Genomic DNA, 24,816 nt, shown 5'->3' on the forward strand with positions numbered 1-24,816 from the left:
CCGGTCGCCTCCCGTCAGAGCCAAGCTAGGGGAGCGGCATCCGCCGCCGGAAGACCTCCGGAGGAGAGTTCCTTAACGTTGGTGTCGGCTCGGCCAGAATGGAGATCATGACCGCGAGCGACGTGGCGCCCTTTCGCGTCGTGTTCGTATGCACGGGCAACATCTGCCGGTCCCCGATGGCCGAGGTCGTGTTCCGCGAGCTCGCGGATGCCTCGGGCCTGGGCGCCCGGGTCGGCTCGACGAGCGCCGGCACAGGCGATTGGCACGTGGGCGAGCGCGCCGACCAGCGCACCATCGAGGCGCTCCAGCGCGCCGGGTACGACGGCACCCGGCACCGGGCGCGCCAGTTCACGCATGCAGACTTCGCCCGCAGCGACCTGGTCGTCGCCCTGGACCGCAGCCACGAGCGGATCCTTCACGGGTGGGCGCGCAGCGAGGCGGATGCCGACAAGATCGCGCTGCTGCTGTCGTTCGACCCCGCGGCCCAGACCCTCGATGTGCCCGACCCGTACTATGCCGGCCCCGGAATGTTCGACGAGGTGCTCGGTATGATCGAGAGCGCGAGCCGGGCGCTCTTCCGGCAACTCGAACCCGCCATACGCCCGGTGCACTGACGCCGGATCGACGGTCGTCTTCGACGTGACCGACGGGAGCCACCGTGACCTCTCTGCCCCCTCAGCCCCTGAGCCCTCTCGACGGACGGTATCGTCCCGCGGTCGGCGAGCTCGGCGAGTACCTGTCCGAGGCCGGTCTGAACCGCGCCCGTGTCGAGGTCGAGGTGGAGTGGCTGATCGCCCTCACCGATCGCTCCCTCTTCGGCACGTCGCCGCTGTCGGATGCCGACAAGCAGCGCCTGCGCGCGCTCTACCTCGGCTTCGGGCAGGCCGAGATCGACTGGCTCGCCCAGAAGGAGGCGGTGACCCGCCACGACGTGAAGGCCGTCGAGTACCTGGTGCGCGACCGCCTCTCCACCCTCGGGCTCGACGCCATCGCAGAGCTCACGCACTTCGCCTGCACGAGCGAGGACATCAACTCCACCGCGTACGCCCTGACGGTCAAGCGCGCCGTGACGAACGTCTGGCTGCCGAAGCTCGAGCGCGTCATCGCAGCGCTGAGGGCCCTGGCCCTCGAGCATCGCGACGTCGCGATGCTCTCGCGCACGCACGGTCAGCCGGCCACGCCGTCGACGATGGGCAAGGAGCTGGGCGTCTTCGTGTGGCGGCTGGAGCGGGTGGCCGCCCAGGTCGCGGGCGGCGAGTTCGCCGCGAAGTTCTCCGGCGCCACAGGCACGTGGTCGGCGCACCTGGCCGCCGATCCCGACGCGGATTGGCCGCAGATCTCACTCGAGTTCATCGAGTCGCTCGGCCTCGACTTCAACCCGGTCACCACACAGATCGAGTCGCACGACTGGCAGGTCGAGCTGTACGACCGCGCGCGACATGTGGGCGGCATCCTCCACAACCTCGCCACCGACATCTGGACGTACATCTCGATCGGCTACTTCACGCAGATCCCCGTCGCCGGCGCCACCGGCTCGTCGACGATGCCGCACAAGATCAACCCGATCCGCTTCGAGAACGCCGAAGCCAACCTCGAGATCGCCGGGGGGCTCTTCGCGACGCTCGCCTCGACGCTCGTGACCAGCCGCCTGCAGCGCGACCTCACCGACTCGACGACGCAGCGCAACATCGGGGTCGCGTTCGGCCACTCGCTGCTGGCCTTGGACAACCTCGAGCGCGGCCTCGGCGAGATCTCGCTGGCCGAGGACGTGCTGGCGGCCGACCTCGACGCGAACTGGGAGGTGCTGGCCGAGGCGATCCAGACCGTGGTGCGCGCCGAGATCGCGGCGGGGCGCTCGCAGATCAGCGACCCCTACGCCCTGCTGAAGGACCTCACCCGCGGGCGCCGGGTGGGTGCCGCCGAGCTGGCGGAGTTCGTCCGCGGCCTCGACATCGGCGACGAGGCCAAGGAGCGCCTGCTGGCCCTGACCCCGGCGGCGTACGCCGGGCTCGCGTCGGCACTCGTCGACCAGTACCTGACGGTGCAGGTTCCCGAGGCCTGAGCCGGGTAGAAGCGGGGCGTCGACCGCGCCGGGCGCTTCGGGCTTGGGGTGGGGGCGCTGGGGCCAGGGCGCGTCAGCCCTTGCGTCGGGTCCCAGGACGCTGCCGGGTTCGGGGCGCTTCGGGCTTTGGGGGTGGGGGCGCGTCAGCCCTTGGGCGTCGGGTCGCCGGATGCCGCGGCATCCGTCCCGTCGTCGGTGCCGCTTGTGGCGGATTCGTCGTACAGCACCGGCTTGTCGATCTGCTTCGTCACCTGTGCCGGGTCGACGGCCAGCAGCAGCAGCGACAGGATGAGCAGCACTGCGATGAAGGTGACGCCGGCGGTCACCAGGCCGGTGACGAGCGCCGTCTGCGCCTGACCCTCGAACCGCTGCTGGAAGAAGCCCATCGAGACCAGCGTGACGACGCCGGCGAACACGGCGGCCGCGAACGCCAGCCCGAGCAGCTGCAGGGGCTTGAGGAGGTCGCGGCGGGTGGGGCTTTCGTGGCTCACGCGGAGTCCTTCTGCGGGTTCGGTTCGGCCGGCACGGATGCGTCCGGCCCGGCGCCGGCGGGCTCTGTCGCGCGGGGAGAGAAGGCGGCGATGCCCAGGTACACCGCCGCGATCGCGGCATAGCCGCCGAACAGTCCAACTCCGATCGTGATGCCGGTGAGGGTGAACGTCTGGTGCGCCTCTTCGATCGTGTAATCCAGGGCGTACGCGGGCTGCACGAAGAGCAGCGCGATGCCGAGCAGGATGCCGAGCGCACCGACGACGATCGCGTCGCGGGCCTCGCTGCCCGGCCAGGCGGGCGCCTGCGGGCGGGCGTCGGGCACGCCGGGGACGATGTCGCGGCGAGCAGTGCCGGCCGTGCGGCCGCGCCAGCCGGCGATCAGCTCCAGCACCCCCGACACGACGGCCCACGCGATCACGATGACGAAGAAGCCCGCGACGGTCCGCAGCGGATAGAGCCCGGCCGCCATGCCCGCGACGACGGTGACGCCACCGACCGCGGCGGCGGGCCACCGGCGCCCACGTGGGTACACCAGCCACACCGCGAGCAGCAGCACCAGCCCGGTCGCGATCGCGAAGCCGCTGAACACGGCGCCCCCCACGGCCGCCGAGTGGTCCGGCGAGAACGTGATCATGAGGGCCGCGATCGCAGCGAACACGGCGCGCGCGAGCTGCAGGTGACGCACGTCGAACGTGCGGGAATCGGCTGAGGTCACGGTGATCCTGCGTGGCGGGCGGGTTCTCACGGCGAGAACGGATACGTCCAGTCTACGTGGTCCCCGGTCGCGGCGTCCGTGGCCCTCGTCGCCCGCGCCTCTGCCCCGGCCGCGTGCCCCTCCGCCCGTGCCCCGGCCACGTGCCCTCCCGCTCGGCCCCGGACCGCGAAACTCCATCCGGGCGCCGAAACTCCAACCCCCAACCGCAGTCTCGGCGCTCCAGTGAAGTCTCACGGATGCCGCGGCCCGAGCACCCCGCTACACCCGCACCCGCCCGCGCACCACCCGCGGCAGCCGGCATCCCGGTGGTTCCGCCCGACACGCCCCGGACCGCGAAACTCCATCCGGGCGCCGAAACTCCAACCCGCAACCGCAGTCTCGGCGCTCCAGTGAAGTCTCACGGATGCCGCACCCCGCAACCGCAGTCTCGGCGCTCCAGTGAAGTCTCACGGATGCCGCGGCCCGAGCACCGCGCAACACCCGCACCCACCCGGACCCGCAGCCCACCCCTCCCCACACCGCAGCGGGGACGGGAGTCACGCCAGGGTGTCGAGGATGCCGGTCAGGAGCTCGAAGGTCGTCAGCGGGGAGATGATGGCCAAGCGCAGCACCGGCTCGCCGGCGTGGGAGCTGGGCACGACGAACGCCTGCTGCTCGTCCAGGAGCTTCGCCGACCAGGCCTCGTAGTCGGCCAGACGCCAGCCGTCACGACGGAACACGACGACCGACAGCTGCGGGTCGCGCACCAGCGAGAGGCCGTCCCGCCCGGCGATCTCGTCGGCGATGCGACGGGCGAGATCGATGCCGTACTCGATGGTGTCGCGGTACTGCTGGGTCCCGTGCGTCGCCAGCGAGAACCACAGCGGCAGACCTCGCGCACGGCGGGTGAGCTGCACCGCAAGGTCGGAGGGGTTCCAGTCCGGCTTGCCGGTGAGCGTGTCGAGGTACTCGGCCTTCTGGGTGTGCGCCGGGAGGGCGAGCTCGGGCTCGCGATAGATGAGCGCGCACGCATCGAACGGGGCGAACAGCCACTTGTGCGGATCGACGATCACCGAGTCCGCCAGCTCCACGCCCACGAAGAGCGGGCGCATGCGCTCGACCAGCATCGCCGCGAGCCCGTACGCCCCGTCGACGTGGAACCACACGCCGCGCTCGCGGGCGACCGCCCCGACGCCGGCGATGTCGTCCACGATCCCGAAGTTGGTGGTGCCCGCGGTCGCCACCACCGCGAACACCGCGTCGCCGTGCTCATCGAGCACACGGGCGACCGCGTCACCGCGCAGGCGCCCCGCGTGGTCGACCGGCGCGGTGACCACATCGACGTCCATGACGGCCGCGGCCGACGCGATCGACGAGTGGGCCTCCGCGCTGCACACCACGACCCAGCGGGCGGGCGCAGGGCGCCCGTCGTGGATTGCACGCCGGCGGGCGGCATCCCTCGCCGTGACCAACGCCGAGAGATTGCCGACCGTGCCGCCCTGCACGAACACGCCGCCGGCGCCCGGCGCCAGCCCGAACTCGCGCGCCAGCCAATGCAGCACCTCGTTCTCGGCGTAGACGGCACCCGCACCCTCCATCCACGAACCGCCGTAGATGGCGGATGCCGACACGACGACGTCGAACGCGAGCGACGCCTTGCTCGGGGCCGAGGGGATGAAGGACAGATAGCCCGGGTGGTCCGTCGACACGCACGCGGGGGCCAGCACGTTCTCGAACAGGGCGATCGCGCGGCGCGCCCCGATGCCCTCAGCGGTGATCGAGGCCGACGCCAGGCGTTCCAGGTCGCGCGGGCTCATCGGCTTGTCCAGGGGGACGTTCTCGTACAGTGCACGGCGCCGCGCATACTCGAGCACATCCTCGACGGTGTGACGCGTGTCGGCCGAGATGGCATGCATCTGCTCGGGGGATGTCGCGGACATGGCTGCTCCTCATCGAGGCCGCTCGGGCGGTCGGGCTGGAGAACACGCTAGACCACCGGTGCAATCGCGCAGGAATGGAGAAGCGCCCGCCGCGCGCGCCTCGTAGCGTGAGGGACATGGACGCAACGGCGTCCCCGAGCGTGAAGGAGAACACCATGGCCGACAAGACGACCACCGCCGCCGGACTGTCCAAGGAAGAGCGTGACGCCGTCAAGCAGCGCACCAAGGAGCTGCGCGAGCAGGCGAAGGCGGGCAAGAACCGCGAGGCGGGACTGAAGCAGGTGCAGGAGGCGATCGACAAGCTCGACGGCCTCGACAAGGAGCTCGCCGAGACCTACCACAAGCTGGTGCTCGAAGTCGCTCCCGACCTCGTGCCGAAGACGTTCTACGGCTTTCCGGCTTACGCGAACGCGCAGGGGAAGGTCGTGACGTTCTTCCAGCCGGCGAGCAAGTTCAAGACCCGCTATGCGACCATCAACTTCGACGAGCCCGCGCACCTGGACGACGGTGACGTCTGGCCGGTGAGCTTCGCGGTGCTCGCGTGGACGGCCGACGTGGAGAAGAAGTTCCGAGCGCTCGTCGCGACGGCGATCTCCTGACCACGGTCGAGTTCAGCGGAGGAAGTCCAGCGCCTGCTCCCGGAAGGCGCGCGATCCCGGTGCATTGAAGTGGTGGCGGCCGGGGATCTCGACGAACCGACCGTTCGGGACGGTCGCGGCCAGCCGGCGGGAGCGCTCCAGGATGGCGTCCTCGGAGCCGGTCGCGAAGAGCACGGGCTGCATCGGCGGATGCTCGGGGTCAGGGTCGGCATCGCCGAACCGCATGCCCTCGGCGAGCCCGATGAGCGCCCGCAGGTCGTTGTCGCGCACGCGCTCGGCCAGGCGCACGTAGTTCTGTGTGACGGGGTCCGCCACCGGCGTGCCGCTGTCGACGTACGCGCGTGCCTGTTCGATCCGCAGACGCCCGAGCGGGCGTCCGTCCGGGATGCCGCCGAGCACGGCCCGTCCGACGTGCTCGGGGGCATCCACGGCGAGCTGCCACCCGACCCGTGCGCCCAGCGAGTAGCCGAGGTAGCGCACATCATCGACCAGGTACGTGTCGAGCACCGCGATCAGGTCACTCACGAAGGCGCCCATCGAGTAGGCGAGCGGGTCGTACGGCTTGTCGCTCGCACCGTGCCCCCGCTGGTCGACGCCGATGACGCGATAGCCCGCGGCAGTGAGAGCGCGGACCCATCCCGTCTCGACCCAGTTGTCACGGCAGCTGGACGCGAAGCCATGCACGCACAGCACGGGCTCGGCATCCGGATCCCCCCACGAGTAGGTCGCGATCTGATATCCCTCCGCCGACATGATGTAGCTCGGCGCGGGCATCTCGGTGCGCAGGGTCGGGGCGATGGCATCCATACCGCCATTCTGCTCCCCGGTCCGAGGGCCTCGGACACGGCGCCACTACGCCGGCCGCGCAGCGGACAGGCGGCGGAGGCTACGCCGTTCGCGGCGGAATGGCAACGGGCTGAACCCCGCCGGGGCGTCCGCCTAGCGTCGGACTATGAGCACCGGAGACACCCGCGACCCCTACCGGGCGCCTGCGCCGGGCAGCACCGACGCCGACGTGGGGCATGACCGCAATGCCACGCTGCGCGACGTGGTCGTCGAGCGCGAGCACGAGCGCTTCGGCGGCTTCAAGTTCGGCGCCGCCTTCTTCGGATGGCTGACCGCGCTGGGAGCGCTCGTCGCCCTGACGGCCGTGGTCGCCGCGATCGGGGCGGCCACCGGCCTCGCCTCGCCGGAGACGATCGACGACGCCGCCCAGGCGGCGAACGAGAACATGGGCGCCGCGACCATCATCGGCGCCATCGCGATCGGGATCGTGCTGTTCGTGGCGTATTTCGCAGGCGGCTACGTCGCCGGCCGGATGGCGCGCTTCAGCGGAGCCAAGCAGGGCTTCGCGGTGTGGCTGTGGGCGATCGTGATCGCGATCGTGGTGGCGGTCATCACCGCCATCGCGGGAAGCCAGTGGGACATCCTCGCGAACGTCGACATCTTCCCGCGCATCCCCGTGACGGCCGAGACCGCCACGCTCACCGGCATCCTGACGGCCATCGGTGCGGCGGTGATCGCCCTCATCGCGGCGATCCTCGGCGGGATGGCCGGCATGCGATACCACCGTCGCGTCGACCGCGTTGGACTCGGCGACGCGCGCGTATGACCTCGTTCCACCGATGAAGGGAGATGCCCATGGGCACCGGCGATGACATGAAGCACAACATGGAAGAGATGAAGGGCAAGGTGAAGGAGGGCGTCGGGGACGCGACCGACAACGAGCGCCTTCAGGCCGAGGGGATGGCCGACCAGGCCAGCGCCAAGGTGAAGAAGGCAGGAGACGACATCAAGGACGCATTCACCGACGACCGCTGATCTGCCGCACGATGCCCCGGACCCGCGAAGGTCCGGGGCATCGTCGCGCGTGCTCTACGGTGCCGTCACCTCACCGTGACCGTGACGGGCTTGGACGAGGTCTCACCGTTCGGGTTGGCGAACACGGCCACCAGCGTGTGGTCGCCGGCACCGACACCCGCCAGCTGCACCGAGGCGGTCTGGGCACCGGGCGTAGCGGCCACGAGCTCTCCCGAGCCCACCACGACGCCGTCCAGCTCGAACCGGTAGGAAGTCGCGTTGGTGCCCCACCACAGGTTCGCGGTGGCGGTGAACGCTCCATCACGATCGCGGTTGTCATGCGAGACCGTCGGCGCGCCGGGGGCGGCGTGGACCACCTTCACGGTCGTCGACGATGTCGCCGTCGTCCCCTTCGAGTTCACCAGCTCGCCGGTGTAGACGTAGGTGCCGTTCGGCTTGCCGGTGAAGGAGACACCGGTCGTCTGCGACATCCCGCCGGCACCGCTCAGGACCTTGGTGGAGATGAGCGCGCCGTTCTCGTAGAGCCGGAACAGCGTCCCTGGGGTGCCCCACCAGAGGTTCATCACGACGTCGTAGTCGCCGTCGTGCAGACCGTACTCCCAGCCGCTGGTGTTCGAGAGCGACCCCTTTCCGGGAGCGGCGGTGGCTCCGTCGTCCAGGACGACGGGGCTCAGCCGCAGCGCGTTCTGCTCGACATAGTGGTAGACGTTCAGGTAGCCCTCGGTCGCGATCGGGTTGGACGCGCCCGCATCCAGATGGCTCCACACGGGCTCGCCATCGACCCGCAGCACGACACGCGTGCCGCCGTCGACGGTGACCGCTCCGAACTCCACCTCGTGCTGCTCACCGGCACGGATGACGGTGTTCGGGATGACGCCGAGCATGGTCTGCTGGGGCTTCCAGCTCTGGAACTCGATCGTGTCCTCCTTGATCACCACCAGGTAGCCCTTGTTGCCACCCACCCACGCCGGGTCGCCGGCGCGGTCGGAGCGGACGGCGAAGCCGTACCACCCCCCGTCGAATCCGTCCACGGCGGCGCGCAAGCGGAGCAGGCCGCTGCCGAAGGTCTCGGCGCTGTATCCGTACACCCCCTCGGCGTCGACGCGGAGGCCGCCCTCGTCGAAGTCGACCGCCTCCGTGGCCGGCCAGCCGGCCGGATCGAGGAGCGGGTTCACCAGGTCGATGACGGGATGCTCGGCCGCCTGCACCTCGATGGCGGAGGTCGCCGTGATCCCGGCATCCGCGAGCGACGTTGCGGTGATCGTCGCCCGCCCCGCGGCGAGCGCGGTGACCGTGCCGGTCTCGTCGACCGTCGCGATCTCCGGCGCGTCGGACGTCCATTCCACCCGCGGGTTCGTCGCGTCGCTCGGGGTGACCGACAGGTCGAGCGTCAGCCGCTCGCCCGGTTCGAGCGTGGCACTGTCGGGCGAGACGTCGATCGCCGTCACCGCCGTGGGGACGATCGAGAACGTCACGTCGTCGAAGTCGAGTGCGGTGAACTTCTCGACGTAGAAGCCGACCTTCCCCGACGCGGTCGCCGAAGGGTTCGGCCCGTCGATGACCGGCTCACCGTCGACCTGCACCTGGATGCCGGAGCCCTTCACCACCATCCGCACGTCGTACACGGAATCCGGGGCGAATCCGGACCCGGCGGGCATCTTGACCTCCTTGAGGATCTGCCACTGCGGGCCGTAGATCGTCCACGTCGGCCCCGCCTCCGCGTGCCGGTAGCGCACGTAGCCGCCGGGGTTCGAACCGGTGCGGTCGTACATCAGCATGATCCCGCCCTCGGGCACGACCGATGGTGTGCGTACCCGGAAGTCCAGCACGTAGTCGGTGAAGCTGCGGGGCAGCTGCGAGTTCGCACCGCCCTTGATCCGGTACCAGTGCTCGCCGTCCTCGTCTTCGACGATGGCGCGGTTGGGGTCCACTGGCCAGCCGTTCGCCCCGGACTCGAAGTCGGTGGCGTGCATCACCCCGTCGCCGTCGGCGACGACGACCACGATCTCGTCGCTGATGCCCGGATCGGCCTTCGAGGTGACGGTGATGACCGTCTCGCCGGGAAGCAGCGCGGTGAGCAGGCCCGCCCCGTCGATCGACGCGATGGACGGGTCGCTCGAGACGTACTCCACGGCGGGGTTCGATGCGTTCCACGGGACGACCTCGGCGCGCAGGCGCGCCGTCTTGCCCAGGTCGACCGTGAGCTGGTCTGCGGGAAGGTGGACGCTCTCCAGCGCGACGACGTCGGGAGCCTGCGGAGTCCCGACCTTGCCCTGCGGGCCGATGAGCTCGAACGGAATCGCCGCGAATCCCGGGATGCGCTGGAACACGGGCGCATCGGCACGCAGGCGGAAGTCCCCACCCTGCCAGTCGACGAAGCCCGGATCGTCACCCGTCACCCAGTTGTCCGCATAGTTCATGAGGTTCTTCACGTCTCGGGCGCCGTGCTCATTCACCTGCCCCGAGCGCGTCATCGTGGGATTCCACGTGACGTTGCGCTCGAAGACGTTGTGCGCGGGGAAGTAGTGGTTCTCGTCGAAGAACGTGAGCAGCTCCGGGTACTTCTGCGCGTATGGCGTTCCCACGAACCCGTTGTTGGCCTCGAAGAGTTCGATCCAGCCCGGCATGTAGGACGTGTCGACGGTGTTGCCCGGCTGGTCCCCCATCCACATCTCGTAGTTGTCGTAGGGCACGTGCGTGTCGACGAACACGTTGTTGCGGGCCGTGATGTAGTCGCCCGATCCGCTCTTGATGGCGTCGTTGCCCATCCGGTAGAACACGTTCTGCTCGATGGTGAGCCCCATTGTCAGGTTGTCGGGATAGATCCCCTCCACGCCCAGGCGGCCGATCCCGGTGTCGTGGAAGTAGTTCTGCCGGATCACCGTCCCGCGCTGCTGCGGAGTCGAGCCGGCGTTCATGTAGATGGCGCCGAGGTCCTGGAACGTCTTGCAGACGTCGTAGATGTCGTTGCGCTCGATGAGATGGTCGTTGCCGTGCACGATGATTCCGGGATGCGGGGCATCGTGGATCTCGTTGTTGCGGGCGATGTTGCCGACGCCGTCGAACATCACTCCCGGGTTGTACGCCTTGTGGTAGTACGCGAAGTCGTGGATGTGCGAGTTCTCCACGCGATTACGACCCGGCTCGAGCGTGGTCTTGTCGCCGCCTTGCAGCACCACAGGAACGCCGCCGATGTGCCGAAGGTGCGAGTCGACGACCGCGTGGTCGCGTCCGCCGCGGTTCACCGGGATGCCGTCATAGGTGTAGCGACCGGGTGAGTTGATCAGCACGCCGCCGTCGGTGAAGTTCCGGATGTCGCTGCGTTCGATGCTGACGTTGCTCCCACCGAGGATGACCGCGGCATTGGCCCGGCCGTACTCGAGCACGAGCTCTTCGAACGACACGTGCGATGTGCCGTCGGTGCGCAGCATCGGCTCCTTCAGCATCGTGACCGTGGCCGGCGCGCCCCCGCGGAATGCCTGGTTGGGCATGAGGTAGAGCATGCCGGTGCCGCGGTCGATGTAGTACTCACCGGGCGCGTCGAGCTCTTCCAGCAGGTTCTCGGCGAAGTGGAAGTCCTCGAACCATGTCTTCATGAGCCCCGACATCTCGCCGTAGCGCAGCGTGATGGTCTTGGCCTCGGTGTCGATGGCCGCGATCTTGTTGTACGACCACTCCCAGCTGTAGCCGAAGATGCCGTCGAGCCACACGTCGTCGGCCTGCGTCCAGTACTGCGGCCGGTCGTAGGTGTAGCTGAAGGTGCCGCCTCGCTCCTGCAGGTCGGCGTCCTTGCGGGTCGGGCCCACGTCGATGATCTCGTCCATCTGCACCGTGGCGCCGTCGTTGGGCCAGCGGGCGAGCGTCATGCCCTGTCCGCCGATGTACAGCTCCATCGGCGGCACCGTGCTGACGTCGTTGGCCTTCCAGTAGCCGTGCCGGCTGAGCTGCCCGTAGTCGGTGATTCCGGCCGCCTCCAAGTCGATCGCGACCACCTTGCTGCGCGCCGACTCGTCGACGATGCGGCTCAGCACGGCCTCGTCGGCGACGGGTTCGAAGGCGTCGGAGTCGAGCTGGGCTCCACCGGTCAGCGTGGCCGTCTCGCCGGGGTAGGAGCGGTACGTGATCGGCGCGTCGGCGGTGCCCGAGTCATCGGCGCCCAACTCGAAGGCCTTCGTGCGCGGGTAGGTCCCTTCCCGAAGCGACACCGTCATGCCGCCGTCCGGAAGGCCGCCTGCGGTCTTCAACTCCCGGATCGCGTCCCGGGCACCCTCCAGGGTGCGCAGCGGGTCGTCGATGGTGCCGCTCGCCGTGTCGTCGCCGTCGGGGGCGACGAACAGTTCGGCGGATGCGGCACGGGGTTCGGGTGCGGCGGAGGCGGCAGTCGCCGTTCCGGCGACCAGCGTGCTCACAAGCGCCAGCACTGACAAGGTTCGCTTCATCGCGAGGTTCCAGCCCTTTCGTCGGAGACCGCAGCGTCGCGGTCGCGTGCATGGGGGTGGTCCGCCCGAGCACGCCGGCGGCGGATCGGAAGTCGGAACGAGCGCGACGTTACACTAATCGATAATCGTCTATCAAGAGTCGATTAGTGCGGTGGCGCTTCTGCACGCGGACAGCAGGCATCCGGAATGACGAAATGCCCCGGGTCCGTCGGACCCGGGGCATTCGTGCGTCTTCAGCGCGTCAGGGCACGCGGTAACCTGCGGCGCGGAACAGCTCGTACCACTCGGCGCGCGTCAGGGGCAGATCCGACCCCTGCGCGGCACCCCTGACCCGCTCGGGGGTGGTCGTGCCCAGCACCACCTGCATCAGCGCCGGATGCCGGGTGATCCACGCGACGGCGATCGCGATCGGCGGCACGTCGTACGACGCAGCGAGCCGGTCGATGACGGCGTTGAGCTCGGGGTAGTCCGGCGAGCCCAGGAACACGCCGTTGAAGAAACCCGCCTGGAAGGGGGACCACGCCTGGATGGCGATGTCGTGCAGGCGGCAGTAGTCCACGATCCCGCCGCCATCCAGCGTGAGCGACTGCTGCTCCTCCTGCATGTTCGCAGCGACGCCCTGGGCGACGGAGGGCGCGTGGGTGATCGACAGCTGGATCTGGTTGGCGACGATCGGCTGCCGCACCGACTTCTTCAGCAGGTCGATCTGACGCGGTGTGTGGTTCGAGACGCCGAATGCGCGCACCTTGCCCGCCGCCTCGAGCTCGTCGAACGCGCGCGCGACCTCGTCGGGCTCCACGAGCGCATCGGGGCGGTGCAGCAGCAGGATGTCGATGTAGTCGGTTTCCAAGGCACGCAGCGACCCCTCGACGGCCTCGACGATGTGCTCGTACGAGAAGTCGAAGTACGGCCCTTCGCGGACGATGCCGGCCTTGGTCTGAATCGTGATCTGCTCACGCTCCGACGGTGACAGCTGCATCGCCTCGGCGAAGCGGCGCTCGCAGCCGTGAATATCGCGCCCGTAGACGTCGGCATGGTCGAAGAAGTCGATCCCCGCGTCGCGTGCGGTGCCGATGAGGGTGCGGACCGCGTCGTCGTCGAGGTCTTGGATGCGCATGAGGCCGAGCACCACGTTGGGCGCGGGGCGGTCGATGCCGGTGAGGTCGATGGTCTTCATCAGTTCGCTCTCGGGTGGTTCGTAGGGCGGACGCGCGCATCCGCCGGTGTGCGCGATCCACGCTAGGCAGCGATGAGAAAGAAGTCCAACAACTGTATATTCTGCGATTGAGAACGGTCATGGATGGATGCCGCCAGCCCGCGCGGCGCCCCTTGGGAGGTCCGCATGGAGCAGCGTCAGCTGGAGTATCTCGTCACGCTCGTCGAGGAGAAGCACTTCACCCGTGCCGCCGAGCGCTGCCGCGTGTCGCAGTCCGGCCTGTCCGCGGCGATCCGCCGGCTCGAGCAGGAGCTCGGGGCGCGGCTGTTCGACCGCACCACGCGGTCGGTGGAGCCGACGCCGGCGGCGACGGCGCTGCTGCCGCACGCCCGCGAGATCCTGGCGCAGACGGCAGCCGCCCGCGACGCCGTGGTGCGCGCGTCGCATCAGCTGGCGGGTGCCCTGCGCGTGGGCGCCGAGCAGTGCCTGGGCGCGGTGGACGTCAACCTGCTGCTGGAGAGGTTCCATCGGCGGCATCCGGTCGTCGACATCCAGTTCGTCCAGGCGGGCTCGCACCAACTGGTCGACCTCGTCGACGCGGGCGACCTCGACGTCGCCTTCGTCGCCAGCGCCGATCCGGCGCCGGCCTTCGCGGTGGAGGAGCTCGCCCGGCTGCCGTTGGTGCTGCTGGCGCCCGCCGGTCATCCGCTGGCCGAGCGTCCGCCGGTGCGCTGGAAGGATCTGCGCGATGCCGACTTCGTGGACTTCCGCCCAGCATGGGCGCTGCGCACCATCAATGACGACGCGTTCGCGCGCCACGGCATCCTACGGCGCGTGCGCTGCAGCGTCGATGACGTGCACACGCTGCTCGATCTGGTCGCGCGGGGTCTGGGCGTCGCGATCGTGCCGCAGCACGTGGCCCTCAAGCCCCAGGCGCGGGGGCTCGTGATGCTGCCGGTGCCGCCCGGCTCGCCCGAGTGGATCGTGTCGACACTGGTGAGCCCCACCGCCTCGCTCGCGCCCCGGCTGCTCGAGATCCACGCCGAAGAGCGCGCCGAAGCCGACGCCGCATGACGGTCGTGCTGGTCGAGGGCGAGAGCGATCGCATCGCACTCGAGACGCTGGGGGCGCGGCTGGGGATCCGGATGCCGCAGATCCGCGTCGTCGGCGGGTCCAAGGGAGCGCGGCGCGCCGCCGGCGACCTCCAGGGCGAGCGGCTGATCGGGCTCGTCGACGCGCGTGAACGCGGCGACTTCGAAGGGGTGGTGGACGCGCTGTTCGTGTGCGATCCCGACCTCGAGGCCGAGTTCGTCCGCGCCCTCGGGGTGTCCGGCGTGGAGGCCGTGATCGCACGTCAGGGCGAGCTCGAGTCCTTCCGCAACCTGCAGCGTCAGCCGTTCCAGCGGGACCGCCCCGCCGACGCGCAGCTCGCACGGTTCTTCGGCGGCCGCAGCGGCAACAAGGCCCGCTACGCCCGGCTGCTGGCCGACGCCGTGCCCCTGGACCGGGTCCCGCCACCCCTGGCCGGGCTGCTCAGGGCGCTATGACGACGGATGCCGCCGGCCGCGGCATCCGTTCCCTCTGCGTCAGCGCACGCGGCGACCGTCGGCGATGTCGATGAGACGGGCGAGCACATCGCCGGCTCGCAGGCCGTTGTGCTCGTGCTCGCTCGTGATCCACGGGGTGACGTGGGGCAGGAGCCGCGCCGTCTCGAGCGAGAACTCGAGCGGCACGTACACGTCGTTGACGTACACGGCCGCGGCTCCGCGGACGCCCGATGCCGCGATGGCGGCGGCATCGTAGAGCCGGGGCCATTCGACGTCGGCCAGCGCGAGGGTGACGTCGCGCCACGGCTGCAGACCGGGCACCGTGTCGAGCCACTCGCGGCGCACGTGCTCGCCCGTGAAGAGCGTCCGGTCGTCACGGAAGTCGTCGGGCTCGGTGCGTTCGGCCGACCAGCGCGTGGTGTAGCCGTCGGCGTAGCTCGACTCGTGGAAGACGTAGTAGAGCGGGTTGCGCGCGTCGAACGGCATCGCCGCAGCGAGGTCGTGGCGGAAGGCGTTGCTGCGTGGATCCCGTTCGAGCAGGCTCCACAGCGTCTGCCACCCGTCGTTGGTGCCGAGCGCCGAGCCGACGGAGCGCACTCTCGAAACCGACGCCACCTCGCCACCCGGCAGCACGATCCGGCCGGCTTCGGCGAGATCCACGATGCGCCGCATCGCATCGCGGTGCGCGGGGAAGCGGCGGTAGTACCGCTCGGATGCCTCGCGCATCTTGTCATAGGTGAGCGCATACACCTCGTCGGGGTGCCGGCCGACGGCGCTGAGGCCCCCGGTGATGAAGACCCGGTCCAGCGACGCGGCATCCGTCGACAGGTACGCCAGCGTGGTGAACCCGCCGAAGGACTGGCCCAGCACGCTCCACGTGCGGGCGCCGAGCTCCTCGCGCACGGCCTCGCAATCGCGCACGATGGCGTCGGCGCGCAGGTGCGTGATGTGCTCGACGACGGCCTCGGTGCCGCGCTCGAGGTCGGTGTCGCCGACCGGGCTGGACAGCCCGGTGCCGCGCTGATCCAGAAGCACGACGCGGTGGTGCTCGAGCGCGGCGTCGAGCCACGACGGCGCCGTGGGCGCATGGAACGGCCGCGGCGCCTCATGGCCCGGGCCGCCCTGCAGGAACACCAGATACGGCAGGCTCTCGCCGCCGTCTCGCGTCACCACGGCGGCATGGATGTCGATGGTGCGACCGTCGGCCGGATCGCCCCAGACGAGGGGGACGGTCAGGATGTGATCGTCGATCGTGAGGTCCTGCATGCGGCGCGTCTCGACAGGCATGCGACGAGCCTATGCGGCGCCTCCGACGCGAAGATCCGGCCCGCGCGCCGGCGCCGCGCTCAGGTGTCACGACACGCGGCAACGCCGGGCGCGAAACGGCGTGTCGTGACACCCGAACGCGCCGTCGCGGATGCTCGAGCCACAGCAGCGGCACCGAGCACCGGCACCCGGGGTCGGCGTGCTGTGCGGATCAGCCCCGGGCGCGGCGCCTGTCGCGCGCCGGGACGCGGAACCGGCGAGGACGCCGGGATACGGCTTGGGCGACGGCCGGGAGAACGATCGGCTGGGTGACCACCGCGTCGACGACCATCGAGCCGTCGGTGGGACCGATGACGGCGATCGGGGTGGTGGGTGTCGCGACCATCGGTGTGATCGGCGCGGCGGCGAGCTTGCGATGGGCGACGGCGTACGCGGGCACCAGCACGACGACCGCACCCAGCCATGCCAGCGGGTTGCTCGCTGCCACGCCGATGAAGCCGAAGATGCCGCCGAGCACGACCGCCGCGCCGACCCGCATGACGAGCTCGATGACGCCGGTCACGGTCGGGATGAGCGTGTGACCCAGCCCCTGCAGGGCGCCGCGAAGGACGAACAGGATGCCGAGGATCCAGTAGGTCGCGCCGTTGATCGCGAGCATCTGCGCCGCCAGGCCGACCACCTCGCCGGAGCCCTCGCCGACGAACAGCTGCACGACCGCCGCGCCGAAGGCGATGAGCAGAGCCCCCAGCACGACGGCCGCCGCCACCGACATCCAGGTCGCCTGGGACACGCCGCGGCGGATGCGATCGGGGCGCCCGCCGCCGTGGTTCTGCGCGACGAACATCGACACGGCCAGCCCGAGTGACTGCAGGAGCGCGACGGCGAGGCCGTCGACGCGGGCCGCCGCGGTGTAGGCGGCGACGGCCTGCGCACCCAGCTCGTTCAGGGCGACCTGCACCGAGAGCGTGCCGATCGCGATGATGGACGCTTGGAAGCCCATGGGAAGACCCAGTCGCAGATGGTCGGCCAGCTCGGCGCGACTGACGCGCCAGTCGGCGCGGTGCACGTGGAGCACCGGCATCCGCCGCCGCACGAACTCCAGGCACAGCAGCACCGAGATGGCCTGCGAGACGACCGTGGCCAGGGCCGCGCCGCCGACGCCCCAGCCGAAGGAGCCGACCATCAGGATCACCAGCACGACGTTCAGCCCGCATGCCAGCGTGAGGAACACCAGCGGCGTACGGGAGTCGCCGATCGCCCGGATGATCGCCGACAGGTAGTTGAAGAACATCAGCGCGCCGGCGCCGAGGAAGCTGATCTGGGCGAACACGACCGCGTCGTGCATGAGCTCGGCGGGCGTCTGCAGCAGGGTGAGGAGGGGCGCGGCGAGCAGCGGCGCGCCGACGGTGAGCAGCACGGTGCAGGCCGCGGTCAGAATCGTGCCGGCCGCGACGGAGCGCCGCACCGCGGCATAGTCCCGTGCACCGAACGCCTGAGCCGTCGGGATCGCGAAACCCGAGGTGAGACCCCACGCGAAGCCGAGCAGAAGGAACAGCATGCTGCCGGTCGCGCCCACGGCGGCGAGCGCGTCGACACCGAGATGACGGCCGACGACGACCGCGTCGACGAACTGGTACAGCTGCTGGACGACGTTTCCGATCAGGAGCGGAACGGCGAACAGGATGATGACGCGCCAGGGGCGGCCCGTCGTCAGGGCGGTTGTCATGGGGGCGGCTCGCGAAAGGCGGAGAAGACGGAAGACGGATGCCGTGAGCGGCGTCGTGCGCGCACCGCGGGGCAGAAGACCCAGTGTATCGAATCGATTCGGGTCTTCGCGCCGGACGATCGGCGAACACGTCGTGCATTCGCAGATTTATCTGGCGGTTTCGCGTCTGGATGCGCTAGAATCGTCGTAGCGAGATTCGAGAGTATGACGGCTTCGTGTCGGCGAGGCTGAGGGACGTGCGGCGGGCGCCGCGGATGCGCGATGAAGCGGATGGCGTGAACGCGCCGGATCTCGGCCCGGTCCCTCTTCTCAACGAGCCTCATGTCTGCAACGCATCCTCTCGAACCCGCCGATCCCGGCCCTGCCAGCTCTGACGCCGCCGGCGAAGCGCCGGCCGCCTCCGTCGCCCGCGCGGAACGCATCGTGGACGCCTTCGAGGCGGGGCGCCGGCGTCGGTCGATGGACGATGCGGCCGAGATCCGCCTGCTGGCCGGCGCGGCCGCGTCTGTCGCCCGGCCACCGCACGTGTCAGCCGAGGAGATCCGTCGGGCCGAGCTGAACCGGCGGGCGCTCGTCGCCGACCTCGCGACCTCGAGCCGTGTGTCGGAGTGGACGGTGATGCGCCTCATGACCGAGGCGACCGACCTGTGCGCCCGATTCAGCGCGGGGGTGGACGCGCTGGAGCGCGGCGACATCACGCGCCGGCATCTCGCGGTGATCCACGACATCGGTGATCGCCTGGACGACGACGCCGCCCGGGCGGGGTTCGTCGCTGTCGCGCTCGACCGGGCAGCCCGGCTCACACCGGGCCGGCTCGCGCCGGTGCTCCGCGCGATCGTCGAACGCTTCATGGAGCGTCCGCTGGAGGAACGCCACCACCAGGCCGCAGCGGGACGCGGCGTCGAGGTGGTCGACCTCGCCGACGACATGGCGTCACTGACGGCGATTCTTCCGGCGACGTTGGCGCACGGCATCCACGATCGCCTCACACAGCAGGCGCGGTCGGTCATCGCGGCCCGCGAGGCCGACCCCTCGGCCGAGGCAGCCGGCGACGGCGAGCTCGCGGGCGACACTCGGACGATGGACCAGCTGCGGGCCGACATCCTCACCGACGTGCTGTTGGGCGCCGGGCCACGGGACTGCGTCGCCGGCGACGGACTGCGGGCGATCCACGCCACGGTCCAGGTGACGATCCCGGTGCTCACCATGACCGGAGCAACCGGTGAGCCGTGCCTTCTTGCGGGCCACGGACCGATCGACCCCGGCACGGCCCGTACGCTCGCGGCGGGCGCTGTCGGGTGGGAGCGGGTCATGACCTCTCCGGTCACGGGAAGCGTCCTCGCCGTGGATCGCTATCGTCCGGGCCCGGCGCTCCGCCGATTCCTTGCGGCGCGCGACGAGCACTGCCGGTTCCCCGGCTGCCGCCGCCCGGTGTGGCGGTCGGACATCGACCACACCATCGACGCGGCGCTCGGCGGCCCGACACATCACGGCAACCTCGCACACCTGTGTCGACGACATCACGTGCTCAAGGGCGTCACGTCGTGGTCGGTTCAGCAGACTTCTCCCGGCGTGCTCGTCTGGACCAGCCCGAGCGGTCGGAGACATACCGACAGGCCGGAACCCGTGGTGCGCTTCGTTCCAGATGAGGCCGCCGACCGTGTCCGCCGCATGATGCGAGAACCGTGGCTTGTCTCGGCGGAGGATCCACCGCGCAATCCACCGCCCCCGTTCTAGCGAGCGGCGTTCCGAGGCCAGCGGCTCTGCGCCCGGCTCGCCGACGGCTCCGTCCTGGCCGCACCCGGAGCTGCTGTCACCGCAGCGGCCAGGTCGACGCGCACCCTGCGACGCGACACCGGCAGTCCCGTGATCAGCACGCCGCCCACGAGGAGCACTCCACCGAGAATCTCGGCGGGCGTCGGGATCTGGCGGAGAAGCAGTGCCGCCGACGCCATCGCGACGACCGGTGCGAGCAGCACCCAGGGCACGACCGCCGCGGACGGGTTGCGTGCCAGCAGGCTGTTCCAGATGGAATATCCGATGATCGTGCACAGCCCGGCGGTGTAGAGGGTCGAGAGCAGGGACTCCCATCCGAACGCCGCGATCCCGGCGGCGATCGCCTGCGGGCCGTCGACGACGAACGACAGCAGCAGCGCGGGGACCGGCACCACGAGAGCTGACCACACCGTGAGCGAGAGCGAGCCGAGCCGTCCGGGTCCGGTGACGACGCCGGCACGGCGCGAGATGACGTTGCCGATGCCCCATGACAGCGCGGCGGCGAGCGCCAGCGCCACGGCCAGCGCCGGTGCGTCGCCGCCGCGCCCCGCCGCCACGATGGCCAGGCCCACCACACCGACGCCGACGCCGACGGTCTGTGCGATCGTCGGCCGTTCGCGCAGCACGGCCGCTGCGACGAGGATCGTGAACACCGCCTGTGCCTGCAGCACCAGTGCGGCAAGGCCCGGCTGCAGGCCCAGCGCCATCGAGGTGTACAGCAGGCCGAACTGCCCGAGGCTCATGAACAGTCCGACACCGACGACCGTGCGCCAGGATGCCCGTGGCCGCGGCACCACGAAGACCGCCAGCGCCACCGCCGCGAAGCGGATCGCGACGAAGAGCAGCGGGGGTACGCCCGCCATGCCCCAGTCGATGACGACGAAGTTGAATCCCCAGAACGATGCCACGGCCGCCGCCAGCACCATGTCGCGTCTTTTCACGCTCTCAGCCCACCGGATGTGCGAATGAAGCACAAGCGATGCTTTTCTCACGAATCCGTGTAGCGTTGCTTCATGATCGATCTGGACGCCGTGCTGTCGCTGAGAGCGGTCGCCACGCAGGGCAGCGTGGTCGCCGCCGCGACGAGCCTCGGCTACACGCCCTCGGCGGTCTCGCAGCAGATCAAGAGACTCGAACGCGAGACCGGCATCGCCCTGCTGGAGCGGGCGGGCCGGGGCGTCATCCTCACCGAGGCCGGCACGCGTCTGGTGGTGGCATCCACACCGATCCTTGCCGACCTCGAACGACTCCGCGCCGATCTGCAGCTGACCGCCGGCGTCGACGACCGCGTCGTCGGCGAGATCCGGCTGGCTGCGTTCTCGACCGTCGTGCGGGGACTCGTCATCCCGGTGCTGAGCGACCTCGCCGAGAGGCATCCCGATCTCTCTCTGCCGCTGCGCGAGAGCGAGCCGTGGGAGACGATCGCCTTGGTCGCGTCGGGTCAGCGGGACCTCGGCATCGTGCACCGCTGGGGCGGGGTGGCCCTCGCGATGCCCGACCACCTCGTCTCGACGCCGCTGTTCACGGACGTCGCAGACGTGATCCTGCACCGCGACCACCCGCTCGCCGACCGCTCGGTGCTGCATCCCGAGGAGATCGCCGGCGAGCACTGGGTCGCCACGTTCGAGGCGACGATCTGCCGGCAGTGGCTCCGGCGGCTCTTCGACGGCGTTCCGAACGCCCCGCGCATCGTCCACGAGTCGATGGAGTTCCACAACCACCTGGAGTTCGCCCGCGCCGGCCGCGCGGTCGCCCTCGTCCCGCGCCTGGGCCGCGGCGACCTGGGTCCGGACCTCGTGGCCATCCCCACGGTCGACCCGGCCTCGACCCGCGACGTGCTCGCGGTACACCGCCGCTGGCAGGAGGACTCGCCCGCTCTGCGCACCACGCTCGACGCCTTCGTCGAGCAGGCGCGGTCCGCGCCGCCCTCGCCTGTCCTCTGACGGACCGGCGGTCAGGCGAACGCGAACTTCAGGGTGTTCAGGTGCGCGCGGCTGAGTTCCGCGGCGCGGCGGGGGTCACGGTCCGCGATCGCCTCCACGACAGCGGCATGTGCGGCCTGATCGGCCTCCGGTGAGGCCGTGGGCCGGATCTTCAGCATGTCGACCATCGCCGTGCGCACGCGAGGCACGAAGCCGTCGAACAGCTCCACCAGCACCTCGTTCGCCGACGCGACGACGATGAGCCGATGCAGCGCCATGTCGACGTCGACGTGGGCTTCCGGCGCGGGGTCCGCGCCGGCACGTGCGGCCAGCGCGGCGCGGATGGCGCGCAGCTGCGCCGGCGTGCGGCGTTCGGCAGCAAGGGCCGCGGCTTCGGTCTCGATCGCGATGCGGGCCTCGATCACCGTCGTGATGGATGCGCGGCGGAGCACGGTGTCCCAATCGTCCGACACGTCCAGGGCCGTCACGAAGACGCCCGCTCCCTGCCGGGAGTCGAGCACCCCCTTGCCGGCCAGCTCTCGGATCGCCTCCCGGACCGTCGACCGACCGACTCCCAGCTGCGCGGCCAGGGTCGTCTCGCCCGGCAGCCGCTGACCGAGCGCGAACTCGCCGTCACGGATGCGCCCGAGCAGGATCTCGGCAGCCTGGGCCGCCAGCGGGGCGCGGTGGACGATCTGGGCCACGCATGTCCTCCGGTTGTCTGGGGAGCGCGATCGCTCCGATCCCAGCTTATCCCGGGTTGCCCGGTCACTCACGGTTCCATCCCTGGTGGCTTGTCGACTTGTCTGAGGAGTAGGGTGACCGCATGACGAGTATCCCTGCGACGAGCCCTCGGCGGTCGGCGCGCTTCTGGTCCCTGGTCAGCACGCATGTCATGAACGACTTCCAGACGGGGGCAGCCGCGGCGCTGCTGCCGTACTTCGTGGTCGAGCAGCGGTACGACTACGCCGCCGTGGCCGGGCTCACGCTGGCGGTGACCTCGCTGTCCAGCGTCTTCCAGCCGGTGTTCGGATGGCTGACCGACCGGTTCTCGCTGCGCCCGCTGATCACCGTCGGGATGCTCGTCGCCGCGCTCGGCATCGCGGTCGCCGGCATCACGGCGGGCGAGTACTGGCTCACCTGGATCGTGTTCTCGGTCTCCGGCCTCGGCGTGGCCGCCTACCACCCCGCGGCGACGGTCGCTGCGAAGCAGACCGGAGGCGGCACCAATCGCTCCATGAGCATCTTCTCCGTCGGTGGGAACGCCGGCGCCGCCATCGCTCCGGTCGCCGTGGGTCTGACCGTCGGCGTCCTCGGGCTCGGAGCCACCCCGATGCTGCTGATCCCCACGGTCCTCGTCGCGGTGGTGTACCTCGTCGTGAATCGCCGCCCGGCGAGCGACGGGGCTGTTGCGCATGTCGCACCGTCGCACCCGGTGGCTGCCGTCGGACAGCGGCCGCGAGACCTGTGGGTACGGTTCACGTGGCTGCTCGTGATCGTGAGCCTGTGGTCGCTGGTCTACGTGGGCGCCCGATCGTTCCTCGCGCTGGATGTGATGCAGCGCTTCGGCACGTCGGCCGACGTCGGCACGCTGGCCCTCACCGTCTTCTCGTTCGCGGCCGCGCTCGGCACGCTGGTCGGGGGTGTGGTGGCCGACCGTTTCGGGCGCAAGCGAGTGCTCGTGGCCGGTTACGCGCTGGCGACCCTCTCAGCGGTGGCGTATGTCCTGGCTCCCGGTGACGTCGCGGCCATCGTCGTCGCGGGGATCCTCGGCGGCGCGCTGTTCCTGCCGTTCGCCCTCCATGTCACGCTCTCGCATGCGTACCTGCCGCGCCATCTCGGCACCGCGAGCGGCGTCACCCTGGGCATGTCGACGGCCCTGGGCGGCCTGCTCACACCACTCCTCGGCGTGCTCGCAGACCACACGGGCCCACAAGCCGTCTTCGTGCTGCTGGCATGTCTCATCGCGGCGGCGTTGGTGGCATCCCTCTTCCTGCGGGAACGGACGGATCTGCCTGCCGAGCGCGGCGGCATCTCTCCCGATATGACCGACGATGAGGCGATCGCGGATGCCGCCACCTCGGCCGAGCGCCGATGACGGGTGGACGCGAGCCGGGACGGCCTCAGTCGGACGGCTCGGATCTCCGCAGCGGCGAGAGGCCGGCGATCAGCGCTGCGGCCGCGAACAGGACGACCGCCCCGACGAGCGTGGGCGTGTCGCCGATCAGGCCGACGGCGGCGCCGCCGAGGAGTGCTCCGAGCGCGGCGCCCGTGCGGTTGGCCGAGCGGATGTTGGCGTTGACGCGCCCGAGGAGCCCGTCCGGTGTGACGGACTGCCGGTAGCCCATCTCGTTGGCGTTCTCGACCCCGCCGGCAAGGCCGTGGATCGCCATGCCGATGTACAGCAGAAGGGGACCGGCCGCAGACCACGCGGATGCCGCGATGAGGAGCCACGCGAGCGGGTACGTGGCGCGCGCCAGCACGATGGCCCTGCCGGTTCCGAGCCACGCGCTGACGCGCGCCGCGAACGTCGTCCCGACCAGGCCCGCCGTTCCGGAGACCGCCAGCAGGACTCCGAAGCTGAACGCCGTCAGGCCGAGCGATCGGAGCGCGAGCAGAGACAGCGCGGTCAACGCCACGCCGTTCGCGACGAACCAGACGTGCGTCGACAGCGCGAGTGGTCCCAGCGTGCGATGCCGGTAGGCCCATCGGAGGCCTTCACGTATCTCGGCGCCCAGGCTGCGGTCTCGGCCGGTGATTCGAGGCTCGGTGACTCGGATGCTCGCGTTCAACAAGGCGTCGACGAGGTAGCTGATCGCGTCGACGGCCAGCGCGAGCGGCGCTCCGAGCAGCCCCACGAGGCCGCCGCCCAGTGCCGGCCCGAGAGTCTGCGCCGCGGCATCCGTCTGGTCCAGCCGTGCGTTGGCGACGACGAGCCGTGAGCGCGGAACGAGCCGAGGAAGGAAGGACTGCGTCGCTGCGAAGCCGAAGACGGAGAACGCTCCGAACGCCAGCAGGAGCAGGACCAGCATCCACACCTCGAGGGCGCCCGTCACCCACAGCACGGGCACGGCGCCGAGCGAGACCGCACGGCCGATGCTCGCCCAGACGAGGATCGGCTTCCGTCGCCACCGGTCGGTGTAAGCGCCGGCGATCAGGCCGAGCACGGCGTACGGCAGGAACTGCGCCGCGTTGACAATCCCGACCTCGAGGGCGCTCGCCTCGAGCAGCTGCACCACCAGCACCGGCATCGCCACGGCGGTGACCGCGGTCCCGAACGAACTGATCGTGGCGGCCGTCCAGTAGCGCGCGAACGAGCCCCGGGGCACCGGCTCCCCGGCGCGATCGGGCGTGGGCGCACTCACGAGGATGCGGG

At 70.3% G+C, this 24,816-nt stretch carries 21 protein-coding genes; 10 read left to right on the forward strand and 11 right to left on the reverse strand.

What is annotated here, in order from left to right:
* Positions 1-107 precede the first annotated feature (107 nt).
* Positions 108-614, forward strand: a complete 507-nt coding sequence (locus C9992_RS10600) for a low molecular weight protein-tyrosine-phosphatase (RefSeq protein ID WP_106815902.1) — start codon at positions 108-110, stop codon at positions 612-614.
* A 44-nt stretch (positions 615-658) separates the two neighbouring features.
* Entirely contained in the window at positions 659-2,062 is a 1,404-nt protein-coding gene (gene purB, locus C9992_RS10605) for an adenylosuccinate lyase (protein ID WP_106815565.1), read from the forward strand.
* A 143-nt stretch (positions 2,063-2,205) separates the two neighbouring features.
* Here purB and C9992_RS10610 read toward each other — a convergent pair whose 3' ends face one another.
* From C9992_RS10610 to C9992_RS10620, 3 genes are all read right to left on the reverse strand, one after another.
* Positions 2,206-2,553, reverse strand: coding sequence for an amino acid transporter (locus C9992_RS10610; RefSeq protein ID WP_235008185.1), 348 nt, complete (start codon positions 2,551-2,553; stop codon positions 2,206-2,208).
* Positions 2,550-3,269 (reverse strand): acyl-CoA synthetase, encoded by a 720-nt coding sequence (locus tag C9992_RS10615; protein ID WP_106815566.1) that lies wholly within the window; start codon positions 3,267-3,269, stop codon positions 2,550-2,552. The genes C9992_RS10610 and C9992_RS10615 overlap by 4 nt, the downstream gene beginning before the upstream one ends.
* Before the next feature lie 536 nt (positions 3,270-3,805).
* The gene (locus tag C9992_RS10620; RefSeq protein ID WP_106815567.1) at positions 3,806-5,188 is read right to left on the reverse strand and encodes a pyridoxal phosphate-dependent decarboxylase family protein; all 1,383 of its coding nucleotides are present in this window, start codon (positions 5,186-5,188) and stop codon (positions 3,806-3,808) included.
* A gap of 155 nt (positions 5,189-5,343) precedes the next feature.
* On the opposite strand from C9992_RS10620, the gene C9992_RS10625 reads away from it, so the two are divergent.
* The gene (locus tag C9992_RS10625) at positions 5,344-5,787 is read left to right on the forward strand and encodes a hypothetical protein (protein WP_106815903.1); all 444 of its coding nucleotides are present in this window, start codon (positions 5,344-5,346) and stop codon (positions 5,785-5,787) included.
* Between the two features lie 12 nt (positions 5,788-5,799).
* On the opposite strand, the gene C9992_RS10630 is transcribed toward C9992_RS10625, so the two are convergent.
* Entirely contained in the window at positions 5,800-6,594 is a 795-nt protein-coding gene (locus tag C9992_RS10630) for an alpha/beta fold hydrolase (RefSeq protein ID WP_106815568.1), read from the reverse strand.
* A gap of 145 nt (positions 6,595-6,739) precedes the next feature.
* On the opposite strand from C9992_RS10630, the gene C9992_RS10635 reads away from it, so the two are divergent.
* Complete coding sequence (locus C9992_RS10635) at positions 6,740-7,399, forward strand: hypothetical protein (protein ID WP_200826289.1); 660 nt, start codon at positions 6,740-6,742, stop codon at positions 7,397-7,399.
* 29 nt (positions 7,400-7,428) lie between these two features.
* A complete protein-coding gene (locus tag C9992_RS10640; protein WP_106815569.1) occupies positions 7,429-7,608 on the forward strand; it encodes a CsbD family protein in 180 nt (59 codons plus the stop codon).
* A gap of 65 nt (positions 7,609-7,673) precedes the next feature.
* Here C9992_RS10640 and C9992_RS10645 read toward each other — a convergent pair whose 3' ends face one another.
* Together C9992_RS10645 and C9992_RS10650 are read right to left on the reverse strand one after the other, a co-directional pair.
* Positions 7,674-12,047 carry an Ig-like domain-containing protein gene (locus C9992_RS10645; RefSeq protein ID WP_200826290.1) on the reverse strand — a complete coding sequence of 1,458 codons (4,374 nt, stop codon included), beginning with the start codon at positions 12,045-12,047 and terminating at the stop codon, positions 7,674-7,676.
* Between the two features lie 241 nt (positions 12,048-12,288).
* The gene (locus C9992_RS10650; RefSeq protein WP_106815570.1) at positions 12,289-13,224 is read right to left on the reverse strand and encodes an aldo/keto reductase; all 936 of its coding nucleotides are present in this window, start codon (positions 13,222-13,224) and stop codon (positions 12,289-12,291) included.
* A 165-nt stretch (positions 13,225-13,389) separates the two neighbouring features.
* Between C9992_RS10650 and C9992_RS10655 the strand changes: the two genes are divergently transcribed.
* Complete coding sequence (locus C9992_RS10655; protein ID WP_106815571.1) at positions 13,390-14,277, forward strand: LysR family transcriptional regulator; 888 nt, start codon at positions 13,390-13,392, stop codon at positions 14,275-14,277.
* Positions 14,274-14,750, forward strand: a complete 477-nt coding sequence (locus C9992_RS10660; RefSeq protein WP_106815572.1) for a hypothetical protein — start codon at positions 14,274-14,276, stop codon at positions 14,748-14,750. Before C9992_RS10655 ends, C9992_RS10660 begins: the two co-directional genes overlap by 4 nt.
* Positions 14,751-14,789: 39 nt before the next feature.
* Here C9992_RS10660 and C9992_RS10665 read toward each other — a convergent pair whose 3' ends face one another.
* Both C9992_RS10665 and C9992_RS10670 read right to left on the reverse strand, forming a co-directional pair.
* A complete protein-coding gene (locus C9992_RS10665) occupies positions 14,790-16,037 on the reverse strand; it encodes an alpha/beta fold hydrolase (protein ID WP_106815573.1) in 1,248 nt (415 codons plus the stop codon).
* A gap of 190 nt (positions 16,038-16,227) precedes the next feature.
* On the reverse strand, positions 16,228-17,742 hold the full coding sequence (locus tag C9992_RS10670) for an MATE family efflux transporter (RefSeq protein WP_106815574.1): 1,515 nt from the start codon (positions 17,740-17,742) through the stop codon (positions 16,228-16,230).
* Between the two features lie 321 nt (positions 17,743-18,063).
* Here C9992_RS10670 and C9992_RS10675 point away from each other — a divergent pair, with 321 nt between their 5' ends.
* Positions 18,064-19,479 (forward strand): HNH endonuclease, encoded by a 1,416-nt coding sequence (locus tag C9992_RS10675; RefSeq protein WP_235008186.1) that lies wholly within the window; start codon positions 18,064-18,066, stop codon positions 19,477-19,479.
* On the opposite strand, the gene C9992_RS10680 is transcribed toward C9992_RS10675, so the two are convergent.
* The gene (locus C9992_RS10680) at positions 19,476-20,459 is read right to left on the reverse strand and encodes an EamA family transporter (RefSeq protein ID WP_106815905.1); all 984 of its coding nucleotides are present in this window, start codon (positions 20,457-20,459) and stop codon (positions 19,476-19,478) included. The two genes, C9992_RS10675 and C9992_RS10680, sit on opposite strands and share 4 nt — an antisense overlap.
* A gap of 72 nt (positions 20,460-20,531) precedes the next feature.
* Between C9992_RS10680 and C9992_RS10685 the strand changes: the two genes are divergently transcribed.
* Complete coding sequence (locus C9992_RS10685) at positions 20,532-21,461, forward strand: LysR family transcriptional regulator (RefSeq protein ID WP_106815575.1); 930 nt, start codon at positions 20,532-20,534, stop codon at positions 21,459-21,461.
* 11 nt (positions 21,462-21,472) lie between these two features.
* On the opposite strand, the gene C9992_RS10690 is transcribed toward C9992_RS10685, so the two are convergent.
* Positions 21,473-22,144, reverse strand: a complete 672-nt coding sequence (locus tag C9992_RS10690; RefSeq protein ID WP_106815576.1) for a FadR/GntR family transcriptional regulator — start codon at positions 22,142-22,144, stop codon at positions 21,473-21,475.
* Positions 22,145-22,266: 122 nt separating this feature from the next.
* On the opposite strand from C9992_RS10690, the gene C9992_RS10695 reads away from it, so the two are divergent.
* Positions 22,267-23,538, forward strand: a complete 1,272-nt coding sequence (locus tag C9992_RS10695) for an MFS transporter (RefSeq protein ID WP_106815577.1) — start codon at positions 22,267-22,269, stop codon at positions 23,536-23,538.
* 25 nt (positions 23,539-23,563) lie between these two features.
* Here C9992_RS10695 and C9992_RS10700 read toward each other — a convergent pair whose 3' ends face one another.
* The gene (locus C9992_RS10700) at positions 23,564-24,805 is read right to left on the reverse strand and encodes an MFS transporter (protein ID WP_235008187.1); all 1,242 of its coding nucleotides are present in this window, start codon (positions 24,803-24,805) and stop codon (positions 23,564-23,566) included.
* Positions 24,806-24,816: the final 11 nt, after the last annotated feature.

It is taken from the genome of Microbacterium timonense (genome assembly GCF_900292075.1).
Classification (GTDB): domain Bacteria; phylum Actinomycetota; class Actinomycetes; order Actinomycetales; family Microbacteriaceae; genus Microbacterium; species Microbacterium timonense.